We start from the raw sequence: 20,108 nt of genomic DNA on the forward strand, positions 1-20,108 counted from the left end.
CATATAGGACTGGTTACCAGTACGCCGGAGCCTGATAATAATTCAGCCTTTTTCAACAAGGTTTATGAAATTCCTGAATACATTATCCCACATGCCGGTATCTTCGGGCATGTAAACCTCTGTATCAAATGAGTTTTTTACAATACTGCGGATCTCTTCAAGCGAACTGACCTGTCCGCAGGCCAGTGCCTGCATCAATATGTTGCCCGCCGCGGTGCCCTCGGCAGGGCCGGTGATCACCTTTTTTCCCGTTGCATTGGCGGTGAACCGGCACAGCATCTTGTTGCGCGTGCCTCCGCCTATAATGTGTATTGTATTTATCTTCCTTCCCGACACTTCCTGGAGCTGCTCGAGCACATACCTGTACTTAAGGGCAAGGCTTTCAAGGATCGCCCTCACATATGCGCCCCTTGAAGCGGGTTTCGCCTGGCCTGTCTGGTTGCAGAATGCATCGATTTCAGAAACCATGTTTCGGGGACTGAAAAACTGTTCGTGGTCGGGGTCTATCAGCGCCCGGAACGGTTCGGCCTTTCCGGCCTCCTCAATAAGTGAGGGGTAATCGCAGCCGGGATCGGCCTCCTTCCATTTTTCGCGGCACTGTTGCAGCAGCCACAGGCCCATTATGTTTTTCAGGAACCTGAACCTTTTCCCGGCACCGCCCTCGTTGGAGAAGTTATATTTGAAGGTTTTCTCATTCACCAGTGGCGCATCAAGCTCCAGTCCCATCAACGACCAGGTTCCCGAGCTTATGTATGCCCAGTCGTCACCCTCTGCGGGCACGGCAACAATGGCCGAGCCGGTATCGTGAGAGCAGACAGATGCAACATCAACATTTTTCAGCCCCGACTGCCGGCAGGCATCATCACTAAGGCTGCCGATCACCTGCCCGGGTTCAATGATCTCGTTCATAAACGAACCATCGAGTCCGACCGCACCCAGAAGCTCCTCTTCCCACTCTCCCCTGAAAGGGTTGTAAAGCTGTGAGGTAGTGGCAAAGCTGAATTCTGTCTTTTTCACACCCGACAGCAGGTAGTTGAGCAGGTCGGGAAGAAACATGACCCGCTCACCGGCATCCAGTGCCAGGTCATTGCTGAGTCTCATTGCATGGAGGTGGTAGAGGCTGTTGAACGGCTGCATCGAGATGCCTGTAAGCGCATAGATCCTTTCCGGAGGAATGATCCTGTGAAAATCATGCATAGCTTTGATTACCTGTGGATCGCGGTAGGCATAGGGTATACGGACTATTGTCCCGTCAGCGGCCAGCATACCGAAATCAACACCCCACGAGTCAACCGCTATGGAACGCGGCTCTGAATCTTCTTCCCTGCAGCAAATAAGGGCCCTGATCATCTCTTCGTAAAACCTGTAAATGTTCCAGTAAAGATGTCCGCCCAGGGGAAGCATGCCTGTTTTAAATCTGTATATCTCTTTCAGCACCAGCCTTTCTCCCAGAAAAGTGCCTGCTACAGCCCGGCTGCTCTCCGCCCCGAAGTCAAATGCAAGAAACGGGCCTTCTTTTTTTGTCATTGAAACAAGGTTTTCGGTAATGCCCTAAAATACAAAAAAAGGAGCCATTTCCAATAAAATGAAAATGGCTCCGGGATCAGTATCTATTAAGAGGCAGAGCCCCGAAATCTTACACAGAATTTATTGTTTCTGAACCGCAGGACAGAATGATGCTATTCCTCCTCCATGTAGAGGAAACGCTTGATGCTTTTCTTCGGGGTTTTTTCAAACTCCTCCGGGTAAATCCGGACCTTCGAAAGGCTCATGTAGACCGGCATCTCCTTGTTGAGGTTTTTGCGATGGTTCTCCATGATCGCCTCCAGCTGCACTTCATCAACCCCGTCGGCTTTTGCCGTTTCGTAATCGGGATAAACAAGTCCGATCAGCTTACTTGTTTTTTTACTCTCTATAACCACAGATTCGAGGATGTAATTCATATTGTTCAGCTTGGCCTCGATCTCCTCAGGGTAGATGTTCTGGCCCGAGGGTCCGAGCAGCATGCTCTTGCTGCGTCCCTTGATAAAGACGAAGTTCTCATTGTCAATGATGCCAAGGTCGCCGGTGCGCAACCATCCATCGTCGACGAGGACTGCATTGGTTGCCTCTTCATTCTTATAATAGCCCAGCATGACATTCTCTCCGCGAACCATGATCTCACCCACTTCATTGTAGGGGTCGGCCGAGTCGATCTTAACCTCCATCCCGTCAACAACTTTTCCGGCTGAACCAAGCTTGGTCTCTTTCCATCCCGCATAGCTGATGAGCGGACCGCATTCGGTCATGCCATAGCCGATAGTGAATGGAAATCCTATTTTGTTGAAGAACAGTTCCACATCCTTGTTAAGCGCAGCACCTCCAATTACCACTTCGTGGAAATTGCCGCCGAACACATCGATCAGTTTGTTCCGGATCTTTTTGTATATAAGCTTATTTATGCCCGGGATCTTCAGCAGCACCTTCATTGCAGGTTTTTCAAGAGCGGGCAGAAGCTGTTTCTTATATATTTTTTCTATGATAAGGGGCACTGCAAGAACAAGCCTTGGCTTAATCTCCTTGAATGCCCCGAGTATGATCTGGGGCGAAGGTGTCCTGGTGAGGAATGTGATGTGGCACCCCAGGGTGAAGGGGAAGAGGAACTCGAAAGCACATCCGTATGAATGGGCAAGCGGCAGGAACGACACAATGGCGTCGCCCGGCTGGAGAGGCATATTGTTGTGTGCGAACACTACATTGGATACAATGCTGTTGTGCGCAAGCATGACCCCCTTTGAAAAACCAGTTGTCCCGGAAGTATAGCTTATCACTGCCAGGTCGGAATTGGGCACCTCCTCAAGGCTGAAGTTTTCAGCCGTAAGTCCGCCAGGGTATTTTTCTTCATAAAGCTTGTCAATACCGGCCACTACATCTTTCAGTGCGCCATTACCCATATCCGACAGCAGAGAAAAATCGTTAACCGAAAAGATCCCGCGAAGGTTTTTCATCTCCTTTTCGCTGAGAGTTTCAAGGATATTGTCGGCAACGAACAACACAACCGAATCGGAGTGGTTGACGATATGGTGTACGTCATTTGGCTTGAAATCCGGTAAAACAGGCACAATTACCGCTCCATAGGATATGGTCGCCAGGTAAACCATGGTCCAGTGTGCCGAATTCTTGCCGAGAAGTGCGATTTTATCGCCCCGCTTCACCCCGCCTTTCTCAAAGGCGATATGGATACGGGCGATCCTGTGGGCAACATCGGAATACTTGTAGCTTGCTCCCTTATAGTCGGAGAAGGCCGAAATGTCCCAGTTATTCCTGATACTGTCCTCAATGAACTGAACAAAGTTTTCTTTCATCATAGTTTTTGGGAAAGATTGGTTTGACCGTAAATTTAAATAAAGAATGAGAGAAATTCAACCCGGAGCAGAAAATAGTCGAAAAATAGATAGTAATATAAGCTGCGAAGGTTAACAGGTTACATTTTTGCAGATGAGCCATATTGCCTGTAACCGGTGATAATTAACATGTGCAGGGCACTGAAATTCTGACTTTGACATCCGTATAATCATTTGATTTTCCTGCCATTGTTTGAAAAAAAATACTTAAATTGCCGTTAAAAGATTTCAGGCAGAGCTCATGGCAATTATTATTATCTCTATTAAAAACCAACCATAATCATTGACAATGAAGCAGATTATTGTACCACTTGATTTTTCTGATGAGTCAATCAACGGGCTTGAACTGGCCATTATGATATCATCAAAAACAAAAGCAGGCATCCAGCTTGTTTATGTAATTGGCAAAACTTCGGAGATCAGTGACATGTCAAAGGATGAAGAGCAGCGTATAGCCAAGTCGAAGCTCCGGGAGATACAGGCCAAATATGAGCACAAGCTCCCTTCAGGGGTTGAGCTGAGCTATATTGTCAAAAAGGGCAAGGTGTATAAAGAGGTTGTCGAACAGGCAGATGCCTTTGAAAATTCCATAATTGCAGCATCAACCCAGGGAGCCTCCGGTTTTGAGGAACGCTTCATCGGAAGCAACGCGTTCAGGATCATTACTGCGAGTGAAAAGCCGGTAATTACAATAAGGCACGGCGTGGTGCCCAAGACATTCAGGAAAATACTGCTGCCCATTGACTATACCCAGGATACCAGGCAGAAGGTTCCCTACACGGCAGAGGTAGCAAGAATTTTCGGGTCGAAGGTCCATGTGCTTGCCGTTTCCGGCGGAAGGGACCAGGAGCTGGTGCAGAGGGTCAAATCATGGGCCAACCAGGTTGTTGAATACCTTAACGACGGCGGTATTGAGACGGAGTTTTCCACACGTACCGGGGAAGATATAACTGATATAATCGTTGATTATGCCGGTTCAGAAAAGATTGACCTTATATCGATCATGACTGACCAGGCCTCTTCGATCGCAAATTTCATAATCGGGAATAATGCCCAGCAGCTGCTTAACAGATCGCCCGTACCGGTTCTTTGTATAACCCCCAGGGATTTGGGTGTGAAGGGAGGCTTTGCCACCTCAGGAGGCTGACAGCATGATGATATGAGGCAAAGGGGCGAGCAGTGATTTGCCCCTTACTAAAATTCCCATTTCTCTTCTATAGACCAATTAGCCCTGGTATTTATTACCGTGTGGAAGAAAAGGACTTTTTCTGGCTGTATCCCCTTAAGGTAATTACCTGTATCCCATTTACGGTTCTCATTGTCGTCAAATATAGCTTTCAGCCTGAATTGGCCGGGCTGCAGAAAGTCAAACGTGATTGTGGTATCTTCGCTGGTATAGGACTCCCTGATCACTCTCCCCCGGTCATTTATGAGCTGTATGATCAAAGGTCCTGTAACTCCGCTCAGATTTAATACAATGCTACCGTAGTCATCCTTCGCCCTTGTCCGGAACGCAAGGCTGAGTGAATCGGAAAGCACCCCGAATATATCTTCAAAAGCACCCGGTAGGGCGGTAAAGCGGTATTCTTCCGCCTCCAGCCACTCAGTTACAAGATCAAATTTCCTTATGCGCAGGGAATCTTCAGTAAGTTCAAAGCTGCGGGAAACCGTATCATTGTCCCTTATGACAGCCAGGTCCATTAACGAATAATCAAACGATTCAAGTGGCGAGGGAAAGGATAACCGGAGGTTCCGGTTTAGTTCCATGTTGCCCCTTTCAGCAGTCCCGAAAGTTACCTCAAGGACGGGTTCCTCAGCCGCAGCGGCCTGCCGTCGTGCAGTGGTGCGTGCCACGTAATTCAGGGTGACGGTATCAGTAACGGTCCTGATTGAATCGGAAGGCCCGTCAGCCCTGTAACTGACGGCAAACCGCAGGGACTCCCGGCTTCTTGTTTCGGCATCTGTGATCCATAACCAGATACTGTCGTTACGGGTATTCCTCTCTTTCATCATCCAGTCCGCCGGGGGATCAAAGTTGAGAGGTTCGGCCGACCAACCCGGGGTAACGGGAAGGTTGAACACAAAAAAGAGCTTACCCTGGCGGGGCCTTTCGGTGCGTCTTATATACTGACGTCCTGCTTCCTCTTTGAACAGAAAAAGGGTGTCTTCGGTCCGAAAACCGAACCGGGGGCCGGGATCATAATAATCTTCAGTCACCGGCACCGTATCAACGTCATGCACTCCCGCATGAACAGCGGCCCCTTCCTGCTGCGGCGCGACGATTGTGTCAGTCTGCTGCTGTGCCCCGGCGATTGTGTCAGTCTGCTGCTGCATATCAGACATTTGCTGCATGTCTGGCATCTGCTGCATGTCTGGCATCTGCTGCATGTCAGGTTCTTCCGGCTGCCGTGTAATGCCTTCTCCCGGTGGCTCCTCCGTCACGGGAAGGACCTCTTCAAATACCAGGGTGTCAGGAATAAGATCCGGCCGGGCAGCGTCTGGATGGAAGTCCGGAACCAGTAGATCCTCATGGAAAGCTATTGCCTCTTCACCTGGCTGGTTATACAGGTAATTGTTCCCGGCACCCTTCAGGGCAAACACCTTTAAGGTGTCAGTTCTCAGGTTGTTCAGCCTGAACCGGCCGTCTTTGCCGGTACGGGTGGCATAAAGAGGCATCTGCCTGTAAGGAACAGAATCGTGCAGATTGTCATACAGCATAACAATCACACCCTCCATAGGTTCGTTGTCAAAGGCATTGATTACAATACCCGAATAATACAGGGAATCAATAATGTCGCCGGTTGAAAAGACGAACTCGAAATTTGTAAGAACGTTACCCTCGTTCAGGTCGACTATCGCTTCGCCAAAATTGAGTGTGTAGGTCGTGTTTGGAACAAGCTCCGAATTCAGGTCTATCAGAAGGTTTCTTCCCCTGACCCTGAACTCAGGCCTCTCTTTCTGCGGAGGGGTAATTATGAACTGCTGGTTAATGTTGCGCAACTGGATGAACTCATCGAACTCAATCCTTATCGCAGTACCTGTAAAACGCGTCGAATAGTTGGGCGGTTCGCTGCTGACCACTTCAGGGGGAATCGTGTCGCGCGGCCCTCCTGTTGGCGGGATAATATTGGCGCAACGGGGGAAAAGCAGCGGCAGGACAAGCACTGCAGCTAAAAATATTGCTGCAAGGGGGATCTTCTTCAACAAACTCATAATGTATTTCAAGGTGCAAATATATTACAATAGGGCATAAATATTATTAATAATACTTGTTTCCACGGCCTATTATTGCGATTCTTTTATATTTTTACCATCCCATTAAAACAAACAGCTATGCTACTGACTTCCATAGAGTGGACCGCCGATCCCGAAATATTCAGAATTGGCAATTTTGCTGTTCGATGGTACGGGTTGCTTTTTGCATCGGCCTTTTTTTTCGGGTACCTGGTTTTTCTCAGGATATTCAAAAAGGAGGGCATTTCGGTCGAACTGCTTGACAGGCTGACGGTATATACTGCTATAGGCACCATAATAGGAGCAAGGCTCGGACACTGCCTCTTCTATGAACCTGCCTACTACCTCAGCAATCCACTGGAGATACTGAAGATATGGAAGGGGGGACTTGCAAGTCACGGTGCGGCCATAGGAATACTGGTAGCTCTTTATTACTATTCAAAAAGTGTCAGGAGGCCATACCTGTGGATTCTGGACCGTATAGTAATTGTTGTTGCCCTGGGAGGGTTTTTCATACGGATGGGTAACCTGATGAATTCAGAGATATACGGTGTGGAAACGTCCCTGCCATGGGGATTTATCTTTGCGCTTGCCGGGGAAACGGTACCAAAACATCCCACGCAGATATATGAAGGGCTTTCCTACCTGGCCATTTTCGGGCTGCTTTATGCAATGTACTTTAAGCAGGATGGCAAACCGAAGGAGGGTTACCTGTTCAGCATATTTCTCATACTGCTGTGGACAGTCAGGTTCCTGATCGAATTCATTAAGGAGGTGCAGGTTGATTTTGAAATGGCAATGAGACTAAATATGGGACAGTGGTTAAGTGTGCCGTTCATTATTGCAGGCGTGGCATTGCTTTTGTGGTCCTATAAAAGAGGCCGTGAAATACCGGCAAAGGGAAAATAATCATGCAGGCTCCCGGGTCTGACCCCGGTAGCCGCAGTTTTTATCCCGGCAGTGTATGTATTTGTTATTCAAGTATTAATCTTTTTAACCAGAGGTAAATCGATGGACAAGGAGGGAATGACTGACAATTCCGCGAAAGCGAAATTATCATCACAAAAACTGACAAGGATACTGATAGGGCTGACAGCACTTTTGGTAGTGCTGATTGTGGTACTCGGCTGGCTTCTGTACGACAGGAAGCAGGAGGCCATCAAACTGGCGGAGGTAACAGAAGAAAGGTTCCATCTTATACGCGATTTCGAAGATCTTTCGTATGAGTATGCAATGCTGAGGACTGATAATGACAGCATGAATGCACAGCTTGATGCCAGGCAGGAAGAGATCGAGGGCCTTATTGAAGAACTGAACCGCACCAGGATCAACAATGCTGCTGCAATAAACCAGTACAGGAGGGAACTTGGCACACTGAGGGATGTGCTGAAGAGTTACATCGTGCAGGTTGACTCTCTTAACCAGGCTAATATACAGCTGAGGCAGGAGAATGTGGCGGTAAGGCAGCAGGCAGCAAGGTTTGAGACCCAGCTGCAGCAAGAAAGGGAGATCAAGGAAGATCTGTCGGCGAGGGTTGAACTTGGTTCAAGGCTTATTGTTGAAAATCTTGTGGCCTCACCCATTAACCGGCGGGGACGTGAGATTAGCAGGATCGGGCGCACCGAGCAGATACAGGTCTGTTTTACCCTGAAAAGAAACGCAATTGCTGAAGCCGGAATGCGCACGGTATATATGCGGATCAAAAGACCTGACGGACTCGTGCTGGCAACTTCGGCCGACAATGTAATGATGGTTGATGGCGAACCGTTTGTTTTCACGGCTTCAAGGCAGATAAACTATGAAAATATCGATCTTGATGCCTGTATCTATTATGATGATGACGGAAGCCTGATCGCAGGCGATTACCAGGTTGAGGTATACGCCGACGGGTACATTCTGGGATCAACCGGCTTCTCACTGAGATAGTGGTCGGCAGACTGTAAAATGCCTGATCTGCAGGATGAACCGCTTCGCTTTAACTTATATTATTTAACAGTTGAAACTTATTTATCGTCTATGAATTTATGAAATGGTTCAGAAACCCTGCTTTTCAATGCGTTGAATCCTCATGCCGGGCTCTATACTTTGATCTGTCTGTAAATGATGAGGATTTCCCATTAAATCTTTTTTCATCCGTCTGTGTATAATTTGGATGAAAAAAATTTCATGTATATTTGAGTATTATTTCGTTAAGTAAAATTATTAAACAATAAATTCAGATGGAGAAAGTCAGAATATTCCGTTATTTCGTTCCTGCCGTTGTTGTTGCGCTTCTGTTCTCATCATGCGGCGGCAGACAGGAAAGAGAAACCAGGACCGTTACCGCCGAAAGGGACAGGACAGAAACAACCGTCCGTTCCATTGAGGGTCTTGAAGATTATCCAATCCCAACTTCAGTGGAAGTTGTTCAGATGCTGAATCGTGCTGGTGCAGCATATATTCTCGGGATTTCAAATCCTGCTGCTAATGTTGACAACTACTTTACCGAGTACAGCAAGGCCCTGAACCTTGGAGTGTACGGGGCTGATCTGAGCTATGCGGCAACCTATGAGATGCACCAGGACATCAGGAAATACCTCCAGGTTTGCAAGCAGCTTATAGACGAGCTAAATATTTCCACCACATTCAACCAGGTCTTTGTACAGCGTGTGGAGAGGAACCTGGAAGATAAGGATTCGCTTATAGCAATAGTTTCTGAATCGGTTTACGATACTTATCTTTTCCTTACCGAGAACCGGAGGGACGACCTCTCGCTGCTTGTTATGACCGGAAGCTGGATTGAAGGTATGTACCTCACCTCGCAGATTGCAATTGGTGCCAGGGACAATACAGAAATTACCGATATAATCCTGGCGCAGGATGAGCCTCTGGAAAAACTTCTCGAACTGTTGGATGATCATGAGGATGATCCTTTCATTTACGGTTTTTACCAGGATCTGGAAGAGATATACATATTTTTAAAAGATATCCGTTCGCCCATGACTGCGCAGCAGCTTGATACTTTTGCCGAAAAGATTGAGACACTCAGATACCGGATAACATCCTGATAGTAAGACATTAGGGGCGTTTAAGGCCGGCATCTGGTTTTTGCCGGCTTTTTTGTAAGCTTGCATGACAGACATTTGCCGGGTATGACATATAAACGAGTCCTGAAGCCGGGCTCCGGTGAACCGGACAATATATGTTCCGGTTACCTTGAAATTCTGAACTTTAAACCTTAACCGGAAATGAGTGAATCAATTTTAAATGCGTTGATTCATTTGTTTGCACTTGTTGCCAATGTAAACGACAGGCGGGTCTCCGAGAGGGGCCGTGCTGTTGTACGCTCCTATCTCAGGCAGCACGTTGATGATGACGCTGCTGAAGAATACCTGAAACTTTTTGACGACTATTTTGATTTTTATACCCGGGAGCTGAAGGAGACCGGTGATGACTGGCCCGACAGCCGTATGCTGAGATCGCAGGTTGAAAATATCTGTAATCAGATCAACCGTGACCTGCATCAGAACGACAGGATGATAGTTTTCCTGAGGCTGCTGGAGTTTGTAAACGAAGACTATATACTTTCCAGCGCCGAAAATGAATTTATACAGGCCGTTGCAGAGAACTTCAATATATCTTCCAGGGAGGTCGAAGATGCTATGGCCTTCATCCTGGGAAAAAAGTATGGGAAGATAGCGCCTGAAAACAGGCTTGTGATCAGAAAACCAGATGAAACCACAATCGATGAGCTGGAAGGAGCATGGGTTGATAGGCATAAACCCAAAAACGCCGATAAGCAGATTGTCATAGAAAGGGAAGGCCTGAAGGGGAAGATCATAGTCCTTCTTATCAGGAGTTCGGGTTTCTTTGTCTTCAGGTACACCGGCAACGGCCATCTCACATATGAGGGGCAACCCATTTCAAATGAGAAATTCTATATTTTCAACAGGGGTGGCATAATAAGAGGTAAAAAGATAGACCCGGTCTATTATACGGAGATATCGTCCATATTTTTCAGGATTTCGCGCGGTATCAGGATAGTTCTGAGCGCCGAAGATGTTGAATACCGGTACCCGCTCAGCAGTAATGGCATCAGGCCCTTCAGCTTCTCCGAAGAATCAGGGCAGATAATCGGCATCATGGGCGTGAGCGGATCAGGTAAGTCAACCCTTCTGAATGTCCTCAACGGCAAGCTGAAGCCACGCCGCGGAAGGGTTCTGATAAATACGTTTGATGTACACAGGGAGCCTGACAAGATCGAGGGACAGATAGGCTTTGTTCCACAGGATGATCTCCTTATCGAGGAACTGACCGTTTTTCAAAATCTCTATTACAATGCGAGGCTCTGCTTTGGCAATCTCGATAGCGAGAGTATAAACGGCCTTGTTGACAGGGTGCTTGCTGATCTGGGACTTGAGGAGATAAAGCATCTCAAGGTTGGCAGCCCTCTGAAGAAATTTATAAGCGGCGGACAACGGAAACGGCTGAATATAGGGCTGGAGCTTATACGCGAACCATCCATCCTCTTTGTCGATGAGCCAACCAGCGGTCTCTCGTCGCTCGATTCCGACATAGTGATGGCCCTTCTCAAAGAGCAGGCCATGAAGGGCAAGCTTGTCATTGCCAACATTCATCAACCCTCTTCAGAAAATTTTAAACTGCTCGACAAGCTCTGGATAATCGACAAGGGAGGCTATCCCATCTATAACGGGAATCCGCTCGATGCACTGGTCTATTTCCGGACTATCAGCGGGCATGTGAGTCCGGGACATACAGAGTGCAGCTGTTGCGGCAATGTGTCTTCAGAGCAGATACTGAAGATAGTGGAAGCCAAGGAGGTGGGTAAAAGCGGGCATTATACCCAGAAAAGAAAGACTGAGCCTGAGCAATGGTATGAGCATTACAGGGAAAAGATTGCCGGCGGGCTGGAGAAAAAGGTGATAAGCAATGTACTGCCACCCAATAATTTTTCCCTTCCGGGGATAGAGAAGCAGTTCTGGATATACAGCGTCAGGAACTACCTGGCAAAGTTCAGCAACAGGCAGTATCTGCTTGTAAGCCTTCTGGAGGCCCCGGTGCTGGCTATCATCCTGGGCTATTTTACAAAATATTTACATGAGGGGCAGTATATCTTTGCCGAAAATGTGAATATCCCGGCTTTCCTTTTCATGGCTGTTGTGGTAGCGCTGTTTCTCGGCATGTCGCTCAGTGCTGAGGAGATCATACGTGACAGGAAGATCCTGGAGAGGGAATCTTTCCTCAACCTTAGCTGGTTCAGTTATCTGAATTCAAAGTTGGGCTGGGTATTCCTTGTGTCTGCTGTTCAGATGATAACTTTTGTGATAGTTGGTAATCTTATTCTTGAGATCAGGGGGATGACACTCACTTACTGGCTTGTTCTTTTCAGTACGGCCTGCTTTGCCAATGTACTCGGTCTCTTTATCTCGTCGGCGTTCAACTCGGTGGTTACAATCTATATACTGGTTCCTTTTCTACTGGTACCCCAGTTGCTGCTTGGCGGCGTTGTGGTCAGGTTTGACGACCTGCACGACAGTGTTGCAGACAAGAGGTTCGTGCCCATTGTCGGCGACCTGATGGCTTCCCGCTGGGCACTCGAGGCCCTTGCAGTTGAACAGTTTGCACAAAACCGCTTTCAGCGCCATTTCTTTCAATATGAGCAGCAGAACAGTTTCGCATCATACAAGTCGACATTCCTGATCCCCCGGCTTATTGCCAAGGCAGAGCTTGCCGAAAGAAACCTGGGTTTGGGGATCGATTCAATACCGACGGCAAGGAACCTGTTGATCCTGAGAAATGAGATCGATTACCTGCAAAGGGCTTCAGGCCTGATGCCCTTTGAGTTCATCGGCAGGATTAATATGGAGGATTTTGACCGGTTCACTGCCGAAGAAACGACAGGCTATCTTATTTATATGAGACTTCATTTTTCCCAGATTGCACGCCAAGCTGCAAGGAGCCGTGACAGTGCCTACCGTGCGCTTGAATTGCGTATCGGCAGTGATCAGCTTCAGCGTATGCGTCATAATTATCATAACAAGGCGCTTGCCGATATTGTGCAGAACCGGCACGAGGTCAACGTGATATACAAGTCCGAGGACCGCCTCATACAGAAGAGGGATCCGATCTACCTTATACCCGACAACAACTGGGGCAGGGCACATTTCTACGCGCCGGTCAAAAGGTTCAACAATGTTTACGTTGACACCCTGTGGTTTAACATCTCAGCACTCTGGCTGATGTCGCTGCTGCTCTATCTCGGCATACTCCTGCATATACCAAAGAAGGTGGTAAACTACCTGGAGAGCTTCAGGTTCTATTCCTTCAAAGGCTGATCATCGCAGGCCTGGGTGGGCTATCAGGCTCTGATTTTCAATTGCAGGCAATGACTGACAATCTTATTGCCTGCTTGCCGACCCCGCCCGGCAGTCGCTATAAAATCTCCAGCCTTGCCGGCACTGAATGCGGGATGCGGTATAAAGGCTGTTGGATTGGTGTTGTTGATAAAACAGAAAAACCCCCTGCAACGTGATTGTTACAGGGGGTTTTCTGTACCCGGGGCCGGGATCGAACCGGCACGGCATTGCTGCCACTGGTGTTTGAGACCAGCGCGTCTACCAATTCCGCCACCCGGGCATGGTAATCAGGCTCGCGGGCATGCGAAGATAAATAATTGTTGCATAACAGACAAAATATATATCCCGGCAAAAATACATCCTTGGCTTTTAAGCTAAAGGCTCCGGCAAGATAAAAAATCATTTGTAAGAGAAATCGAACGCGGGTCAGCAAAACCCGGGGGTTAGAAGCGTTTGCCATGGTTTACCGTCAGCCGGTTGAAGAGAGGACTCTTTTGCGAAGTTGCCGGCATGAACGGCAAGGCACCAGAATTTGGTTGCCGTCAGCCGGTAGAAAAGAGAACCCTTTTGCCCGCCAGCTTTTTGGCTGACCTGACAATGCCTGCCTTGTCGAACCCGCACTCAGCATATAGCTCCGAGAGGGTACCCTGGTCGGTGAACCTGTCAGGTATTCCCAGCCGCACTACCCTGGCCCTGTAATCATGGACCGCCATGAATTCAATTACAGCCGACCCGAAGCCTCCGGTAATCATACCGTCTTCTATGGTAATCACCCTGGTGAACTTGCCGAATATGGTGTGTAGGAGTTCCTCGTCAAGGGGTTTTACGAAGCGCATATCATAATGTGCCGCGCTGATATTGTCCTTTTCGAGTTCTTTGCAGGCCTCTGCCGCAAAGTTGCCCGGATGACCGATACTGAGGATGGCCAGATCGGCACCGTCGCGCAGTTTCCTTCCCCGGCCGACAGGAATCTCCCTGAACGGCTTCCTCCAGTCCACCATAACCCCGTTGCCTCTTGGATAGCGTATCACAAAAGGCCCCTTATCTTTCAGCTGGGCTGTATACATCAGGTTTCGAAGCTCTTCCTCGTTCATGGGTGCCGACACGGTCATATTGGGAATGGCCCTCATATAGGTGATATCAAAAAAGCCGTGATGGGTTGCCCCGTCATCTCCCACCAGTCCCCCACGATCCAGGCAGAAGACGACGTTGAGATTTTGCAGGGCAACGTCATGAATGACCTGGTCATAGGCCCTCTGTATAAATGATGAGTAAATGTTGCAGAAGGGCAGAAGTCCCTTGACTGCAAGTCCGGCAGAAAAAGTTACTGCATGCTGCTCGGCAATGCCCACATCAAAGGTGCGGTCGGGCATCTTTTCCATCATGATGTTGAGGGAACACCCGGTAGGCATTGCTGGTGTGATGCCCACTATGGCTTCATTCTTTTCGGCAAGCTCAAGGATCGTGTGACCAAAAACATCCTGGTACCGGGGAGGCAGGGGTTCATCAGAATGCACCCTGAATATCTCACCTGTTTTTTTGTCGAACAGGCCCGGTGCATGCCACATCGTCTGGTTCTTTTCGGCATGCGGGAACCCTTTGCCCTTTATGGTTCTTACATGCAGCAGTTTCGGACCGGGAATCTGCTTAAGGTCCTTCAACACCCTGGTAAGGTATACTACATCGTGTCCGTCAATTGGTCCGAAATACCTGAAATTCATTGATTCAAACAGGTTGCTGTGCTTCAGCAAAGCTGTTTTAAGACCGTGTTCTATCTTCTGGGCCGCCTCTCTTGCATTTGGCCCCAGCTTGCTTATCTTTCCGAGAAGATGCCACAGCTCGTCCTTTATCTTGTTGTATGTCTGCGATGTAGTTATATCCAGCAGGTACTCCTTGAGGGCGCCGACGTTGGGATCAATGGCTATATTGTTGTCGTTCAGTATGACAAGCAAATTGGAGTTTCTTATGCCGGCGTTGTTAAGTCCTTCGAATGCAAGTCCCCCGGTCATTGAACCGTCGCCTATAACTGCCACAAACTGCCTCTCACTCTCTTTTTTGATTTCTGAGGCGACTGCCATACCCAGTGCGGCTGATATTGAGGTGGAGGAGTGTCCAACTCCGAAGCAGTCGTGTTCACTCTCTTTCAGCTTGGGAAAACCGCTTATGCCCTTGTACTTTCTGTTGGTGTGGAACACTTTTCGCCGGCCGGTCAGTATCTTGTGACCGTATGCCTGGTGTCCGACATCCCAGATAATAGTATCCCTGGGTGTCGTGAACACATAATGGAGTGCAACGGTCAGCTCGACAACACCAAGGCTGGCCCCGAAATGTCCGGGATTGGCAGAAACCACATCAATAATAAATTTTCTGACCTCATCGCTTACCCCGATGAGTTCTTCAGGCGATAGTTTCTGCAGGTCTGCAGGATAATCTATCCTGTCCAGAAACGGATAATCAGTATTTGTCGGCTTCATTTTTTAAATCCCTGCCTCCGCTAAAAGTCAAGCAAATGTACATAAAATTTTTTTCATCAAAATTTCACAAAGACAGATGACAAAAATTTTTATGGGAAAGCGAAGCGGTTCCGACTGTAAGACAAAATTTTGTTTCTTTTTAAAGACAAAATTTTGGATTATTTACAGGAGAAATGTACATAAAATTTTTTTTATGAGATAGCCAAAATGCCTGGATCAACATATTATTACAGGCCGGCTAAACGATAATATTAGAGGTTAAAGCCCGTTTTATCTCTTAATTGACGAGTTACTTCTTATATTTGCAGGCACAAGTAAAAACAAACTTTTTCCAATGGGCAACTATAAATCAATCTTTGTGTTTACCGTCATAATGCTCGCAGCTTCATGTGTTCCCGCAAAACACTTTCAGGAAATGCGGGATGAAAAGGTTCGTTCGGAACAGGAACGTGATTCGTTGCTTATTGAGAATAAGAGAATGGATGTGGCCCTGACTGAGATGGAAGCCCGGATCTTGGTGTTGAATAATGAAATAGAACAACTTATTTTGGACAGCACAGACAGGGCGCTTATACTGCGTAACACAAGGGCCGAGCTGGAGAGAACACGTCGCCAGTACAATGAGCTGCAGGAGACACAGGAGGCGGTACTCAAGGGGAGCGCCCGGGAGACCACCAGGCTGCTCCAGCAGCTTCAGACCACCCAGGAAGATCTGATGGCACGGGAGGACCGCCTGAAAGAGATTGAAAAGGATCTTACAGAGAAGGAGCAGGCACTCGGCACTTTGAAAGCTGACCTGGACAGGAGAAACGAAAGGCTTATGGAGCTGGAGGACGTACTTGCCCGTCAGGACTCGGTTGTCAATGCCCTGCACAACACAATCTCGGCCGCACTAAGGGGATTTGAGGGACAGGGTTTATCAGTGCATGAGAAAAACGGAAAGGTTTACGTATCGCTTGAGGAGCAGTTGCTTTTCCAGACCGGCAGCACCGTGGTTGATACAGAAGGCGAGAGGGCGCTGAGAGATCTGGCAGAAGTGCTTGAAGAAAATCCCGAAATCAATATTATGATTGAGGGGCATACCGATAATGTACCTGTGATACCCGGTCCGAGGATGAGGGACAATTGGGACCTTAGCGTGCTAAGGGCAACATCAATAGTAAGGATACTGCTTGATGGCACCGGAATCGACCCTACCAGGCTTCTGGTTGCAGGCAGAGGCGAGTATATGCCGCTTGAGCAGGGTGATACCCCTGAGGCCCGGAGAATAAACCGGCGTACAGAGATCATCCTCACTCCCCAGCTGGATGAGCTGTTCAGGATTATCCAGCCGAATTGATTCCGGTAGAAGCATCACTGGCAAAACGGGGTGCAGACACCATAATACGATGGTCCAGGTTCAGATGAACGCGGTCAGAATCGTTTGCCGATAATCAGCACATCGTCAAGCTGTTCGTAATCGTTACCCATCCACTCAAGCAACGTTTTTTCCAGGACAACCTTCTGCTCTGTCAACGGCCTGGAGCTAATGTCGGTAAGAAGCCGTTTGAGGTTTTTGGACATGAACTTTTTTCCCCTGTCACCTCCAAACTGATCGGCAAAGCCGTCGGAGAAGATATATATGGTATCTCCCGGCTTTATCTCTATTTCATGATTGCTGTAATTCTGTTCTCCGGGCTCGTGACCTATAGCCAGTTTATCGGCCTTGTATTCTGCAAGTTCTCCATTCCTCACAAGGTAAAGAGAGTTATATGCTCCTGCATATTCGACGATATTATTATCCTGGTTATAGACTATAAGCGACATATCCATCCCGTCCCTGACACCTTCGCTTACTTCCACATTCTGGTGAAGCGTATGGTATACCTCTTCATTCAGTTTGTCGAGTATCTTACCGGGCTCTGTTATCTTCATTTCTTTCACAACTTTGTTCAGGCCGTTGTGACCGATAAGCGACATGAAGGCCCCCGGAACGCCGTGACCGGTACAATCGACGGCAGCGATCATATCTGTGCCGTTACTCCTCAGCATCCAGTAGAAATCGCCGCTCACAATATCTTTGGGCCTGAATAACACAAAAATATCATCGATTATGTCTTCTGCCGGGAGTATGGCATCCTGTAGCCTTTTTGCATAGTTTATGCTGTCTGTAATGTCCTTGTTCTTCATTGCCAGGAGGATATTCTTTTCTGATATCTCCCTGGTCCTTTCCTCCACCTTCTCTTCAAGTACCCGTTTTTCCCTGATCAGGTTCCTCTCCCTGATTTTAATGTAGAGTACTATTGTGATAATGCCTGCAATAATAAACGAGGTAATCCCCCACCAGCTTGCATACCACGGGGGCCTTATCCTGAAGCTGAAGCTTGCCGGTTCAGTGTTCCATATATCCTGGCTGTTGGTTGCCATCACCCTGAAGGTGTATCGTCCCGGAGACAGTCCCGGATATATGGCACTTGTCTCACGGGTCACCGGGCGCCAATCCGGGTCAGCTCCTTCGAGCATCACCCTGAATCTCACTGCACCGGGATTGGTGAGGCTAATGCTGTTATAATCGAAGATCAGTGAATTTTCCCGGTAACTCAGCTGAAGTCCCTCCTGAAGGTCCCTGTCAACATAGTTGACCCTGAGGCGGGTGAAATGGGTGTGTGATTCTGCCAGTTCAACGGGCGATAATTCCGGCTCATATACCATTGCACCCATTACAGTCCCGAACCACAACCTGCCTCTGTTATCCCTGTAAGCAGCATTTCTTACCGCTTCAATACCCGTGAAGCCGTTATGCCTTGTATAGGTAAAAATCCTGTCCTTTTTAAGGTTGTACCTGTTGAGTCCCCTGCTGGTACCAATATAGATATTTTCATCATCAGATATTATCAGACTGATGTAATTACCAAGGAGACCATCGGCCACTTCAAGCCTCTTTATTATGCCACTGCCGTCAGTAACAATTACGCCGTGTGATTCTGTCCCTATCCATATATTCCCGGCGGTATCCTCGGTCATGCACAGGGGTGTGAACTGTTCGTCAAGTTCAACAGGTGACGCAGTCATATTTTCGTCGATGATGGCAATTCCCCTTCCTGCCGAACCAACCCAGAGCCTGCCCTGTGTATCGTAAAACAGGGATGAAATGTCATTACCGGCTATACCGGAGCCCTGGGTGAATATTCCGTTATCACCGGTATCTATGTTATACCAGGCTACAAAGGAGTTGGTCCCGAGCCACAGGTTGTTATTGTCGTCAATCTCCATCGCGGTGGGACTTACCGAACCCCTGGGAAGCAGGTCGCCAAGTATGAAATCTGTTGTATAATCCCTGAACCTGCCCGTAGAGGTGTTGTACATGCCCACACCGGCAACATCAGTGCTTATCCAGATATTGCCGTTCTGATCTCCCCTGATGAGCCTGACCCTTTCGAGCGAAAAGTGATCAAAAGAGGTAAAGCTCGAAAATGCCTCATTGTCGGGCAGAGAAGGGTCAAACAGGGTGATCCCGCCCTGGGTCCCTATCCAGAACCGCTGAGACCTGTCCTGGTAAACGGCCCATACCTGATTATCTACCAGTCCGTCTGCCATCTGGTATGAAACCAGATGTTCTCCCTTATATATGGCAATACCGTTCTCATTGGTCCCGATCAGCACATTCCCTTCCTTGTCGCCGGCAAATGCCCTGATCATATTATCGGTCATCCCGTTATCAACATCGTAAACAGTTATTTGCTGATCCCTGATCCTGGTTATTCCTCCTCCCCAGGTGCCGATCCAGATGGCGCCCTCATCGTCTTCGAAGATACAGCTTATCCAGTTGTGGGATAATCCGTCACGGGCATCGTATATGGTCAGTTCGCCATCTGTGGTGTTATATTTGTAAAGGCCTCCGTTGTATGTCCCGAACCACATATTGTTGCGGCTATCCTCGAACATACAGGTGATCTGGAAATAGCGAGGCAGCCATTCGGGCCTGAAAGGGGTAAAGATATTTTCCTGACGGTTGTATGTGCTGATACCCATGTCAGTAATAAAATAAAGGGTTCCGTCCCTGCCTTTGTGGGATTCAAAGATGCGGGGACTGATGGTGCCGCCGCTGTAGTGCTCCCAGGTAAAATCGTCAGGGTTATCATACGGATTAATGATTTTCATTGTACCGTTACCCACAGTGGTTATCCATATCTCTCCCGCTTCTGTTTCAATGATTGAGCTTATATGGGTGCTTAATTCGTTCCCGCTGAACGGAGGAATGTGGAAGTTCTCGCCGTCGAAAAGGGATACCTGGCCGTCGTGATGCCCTGACCAAATACGCCCCTCCCTGTCCTCGAGCAGCACCCGGATAGCTCCCGGTGCCAGTCCGTCTCCGGCTGAAAAGTTTATGAAGACATGCCCGTCAAATGATGACAACCCGGCATCCGTACCCATCCATATATAGCCCTTACGGTCCTGCAGCAGATCATATACCTTCGACTGTGCCAGTCCGTCAGCCACACCATAGCTGTCAAAAAAATATGTCTGCGACAATGCGGGGCGGACTGCCGTGATGCAGATAAAAACAAGAAAGACCAGCAGGCCTGAGGGCTTGCTGGTCTTTTTCGGGCGACTTTTGTCAGGGTTTCGCATAATGGTTTTTATTGCTGCAGGCTGCCTCCATCCTTATTGCAGGCAACTTG

The 20,108-nt window shown here is 48.2% G+C and carries 11 protein-coding genes and 1 tRNA gene; 6 read left to right on the plus strand and 6 right to left on the minus strand.

Annotation, left to right across the window (positions count from 1 at the left end):
• Positions 1–42 precede the first annotated feature (42 nt).
• Both EA408_08610 and EA408_08615 read right to left on the minus strand, forming a co-directional pair.
• Entirely contained in the window at positions 43–1,527 is a 1,485-nt protein-coding gene (locus tag EA408_08610) for a rhamnulokinase (protein ID TVR71692.1), read from the minus strand.
• Positions 1,528–1,679: 152 nt separating this feature from the next.
• Positions 1,680–3,347 carry a long-chain fatty acid--CoA ligase gene (locus EA408_08615; protein ID TVR71693.1) on the minus strand — a complete coding sequence of 556 codons (1,668 nt, stop codon included), beginning with the start codon at positions 3,345–3,347 and terminating at the stop codon, positions 1,680–1,682.
• A 325-nt stretch (positions 3,348–3,672) separates the two neighbouring features.
• Between EA408_08615 and EA408_08620 the strand changes: the two genes are divergently transcribed.
• Positions 3,673–4,530 (plus strand): universal stress protein, encoded by an 858-nt coding sequence (locus EA408_08620; GenBank protein ID TVR71694.1) that lies wholly within the window; start codon positions 3,673–3,675, stop codon positions 4,528–4,530.
• A gap of 47 nt (positions 4,531–4,577) precedes the next feature.
• Here EA408_08620 and EA408_08625 read toward each other — a convergent pair whose 3' ends face one another.
• On the minus strand, positions 4,578–6,596 hold the full coding sequence (locus tag EA408_08625; GenBank protein TVR71695.1) for a hypothetical protein: 2,019 nt from the start codon (positions 6,594–6,596) through the stop codon (positions 4,578–4,580).
• Between the two features lie 120 nt (positions 6,597–6,716).
• On the opposite strand from EA408_08625, the gene lgt reads away from it, so the two are divergent.
• The 4 genes from lgt (at position 6,717) to EA408_08645 (ending at position 12,952) form a co-directional block, all read left to right on the plus strand.
• Positions 6,717–7,526, plus strand: a complete 810-nt coding sequence (gene lgt / locus EA408_08630) for a prolipoprotein diacylglyceryl transferase (protein ID TVR71696.1) — start codon at positions 6,717–6,719, stop codon at positions 7,524–7,526.
• A 102-nt stretch (positions 7,527–7,628) separates the two neighbouring features.
• Positions 7,629–8,543, plus strand: coding sequence for a hypothetical protein (locus EA408_08635; protein TVR71697.1), 915 nt, complete (start codon positions 7,629–7,631; stop codon positions 8,541–8,543).
• A 293-nt stretch (positions 8,544–8,836) separates the two neighbouring features.
• On the plus strand, positions 8,837–9,664 hold the full coding sequence (locus EA408_08640; GenBank protein TVR71698.1) for a hypothetical protein: 828 nt from the start codon (positions 8,837–8,839) through the stop codon (positions 9,662–9,664).
• Positions 9,665–9,844: 180 nt separating this feature from the next.
• Entirely contained in the window at positions 9,845–12,952 is a 3,108-nt protein-coding gene (locus EA408_08645) for an ATP-binding cassette domain-containing protein (GenBank protein TVR71699.1), read from the plus strand.
• Between the two features lie 217 nt (positions 12,953–13,169).
• On the opposite strand, the gene EA408_08650 is transcribed toward EA408_08645, so the two are convergent.
• Both EA408_08650 and dxs read right to left on the minus strand, forming a co-directional pair.
• Positions 13,170–13,253, minus strand: a tRNA-Leu gene (locus EA408_08650).
• A gap of 262 nt (positions 13,254–13,515) precedes the next feature.
• Positions 13,516–15,447 (minus strand): 1-deoxy-D-xylulose-5-phosphate synthase, encoded by a 1,932-nt coding sequence (gene dxs / locus EA408_08655; GenBank protein TVR71700.1) that lies wholly within the window; start codon positions 15,445–15,447, stop codon positions 13,516–13,518.
• A 334-nt stretch (positions 15,448–15,781) separates the two neighbouring features.
• Here dxs and EA408_08660 point away from each other — a divergent pair, with 334 nt between their 5' ends.
• Positions 15,782–16,786, plus strand: coding sequence for a flagellar motor protein MotB (locus EA408_08660; GenBank protein TVR71701.1), 1,005 nt, complete (start codon positions 15,782–15,784; stop codon positions 16,784–16,786).
• Positions 16,787–16,860: 74 nt separating this feature from the next.
• Here EA408_08660 and EA408_08665 read toward each other — a convergent pair whose 3' ends face one another.
• A complete protein-coding gene (locus tag EA408_08665) occupies positions 16,861–20,058 on the minus strand; it encodes a hypothetical protein (GenBank protein ID TVR71702.1) in 3,198 nt (1,065 codons plus the stop codon).
• Positions 20,059–20,108 lie beyond the last annotated feature (50 nt).

This window comes from Marinilabiliales bacterium, assembly GCA_007695015.1.
GTDB lineage: Bacteria > Bacteroidota > Bacteroidia > Bacteroidales > PUMT01 > PXAP01.

Bases quoted from the DNA above. Each gene is read 5' to 3' on its own strand.
- dxs (TVR71700.1), bottom strand. From the start codon at position 15,447: ATGAAGCCGACAAATACTGATTATCCGTTTCTGGACAGGATAGATTAT.
- EA408_08660 (TVR71701.1), top strand. From the start codon at position 15,782: ATGGGCAACTATAAATCAATCTTTGTGTTTACCGTCATAATGCTCGCA.
- lgt (TVR71696.1), top strand. From the start codon at position 6,717: ATGCTACTGACTTCCATAGAGTGGACCGCCGATCCCGAAATATTCAGA.
- EA408_08620 (TVR71694.1), top strand. From the start codon at position 3,673: ATGAAGCAGATTATTGTACCACTTGATTTTTCTGATGAGTCAATCAAC.
- EA408_08645 (TVR71699.1), top strand. From the start codon at position 9,845: ATGAGTGAATCAATTTTAAATGCGTTGATTCATTTGTTTGCACTTGTT.
- EA408_08640 (TVR71698.1), top strand. From the start codon at position 8,837: ATGGAGAAAGTCAGAATATTCCGTTATTTCGTTCCTGCCGTTGTTGTT.
- EA408_08665 (TVR71702.1), bottom strand. From the start codon at position 20,058: ATGCGAAACCCTGACAAAAGTCGCCCGAAAAAGACCAGCAAGCCCTCA.
- EA408_08625 (TVR71695.1), bottom strand. From the start codon at position 6,596: ATGAGTTTGTTGAAGAAGATCCCCCTTGCAGCAATATTTTTAGCTGCA.
- EA408_08610 (TVR71692.1), bottom strand. From the start codon at position 1,527: ATGACAAAAAAAGAAGGCCCGTTTCTTGCATTTGACTTCGGGGCGGAG.
- EA408_08615 (TVR71693.1), bottom strand. From the start codon at position 3,347: ATGATGAAAGAAAACTTTGTTCAGTTCATTGAGGACAGTATCAGGAAT.
- EA408_08635 (TVR71697.1), top strand. From the start codon at position 7,629: ATGGACAAGGAGGGAATGACTGACAATTCCGCGAAAGCGAAATTATCA.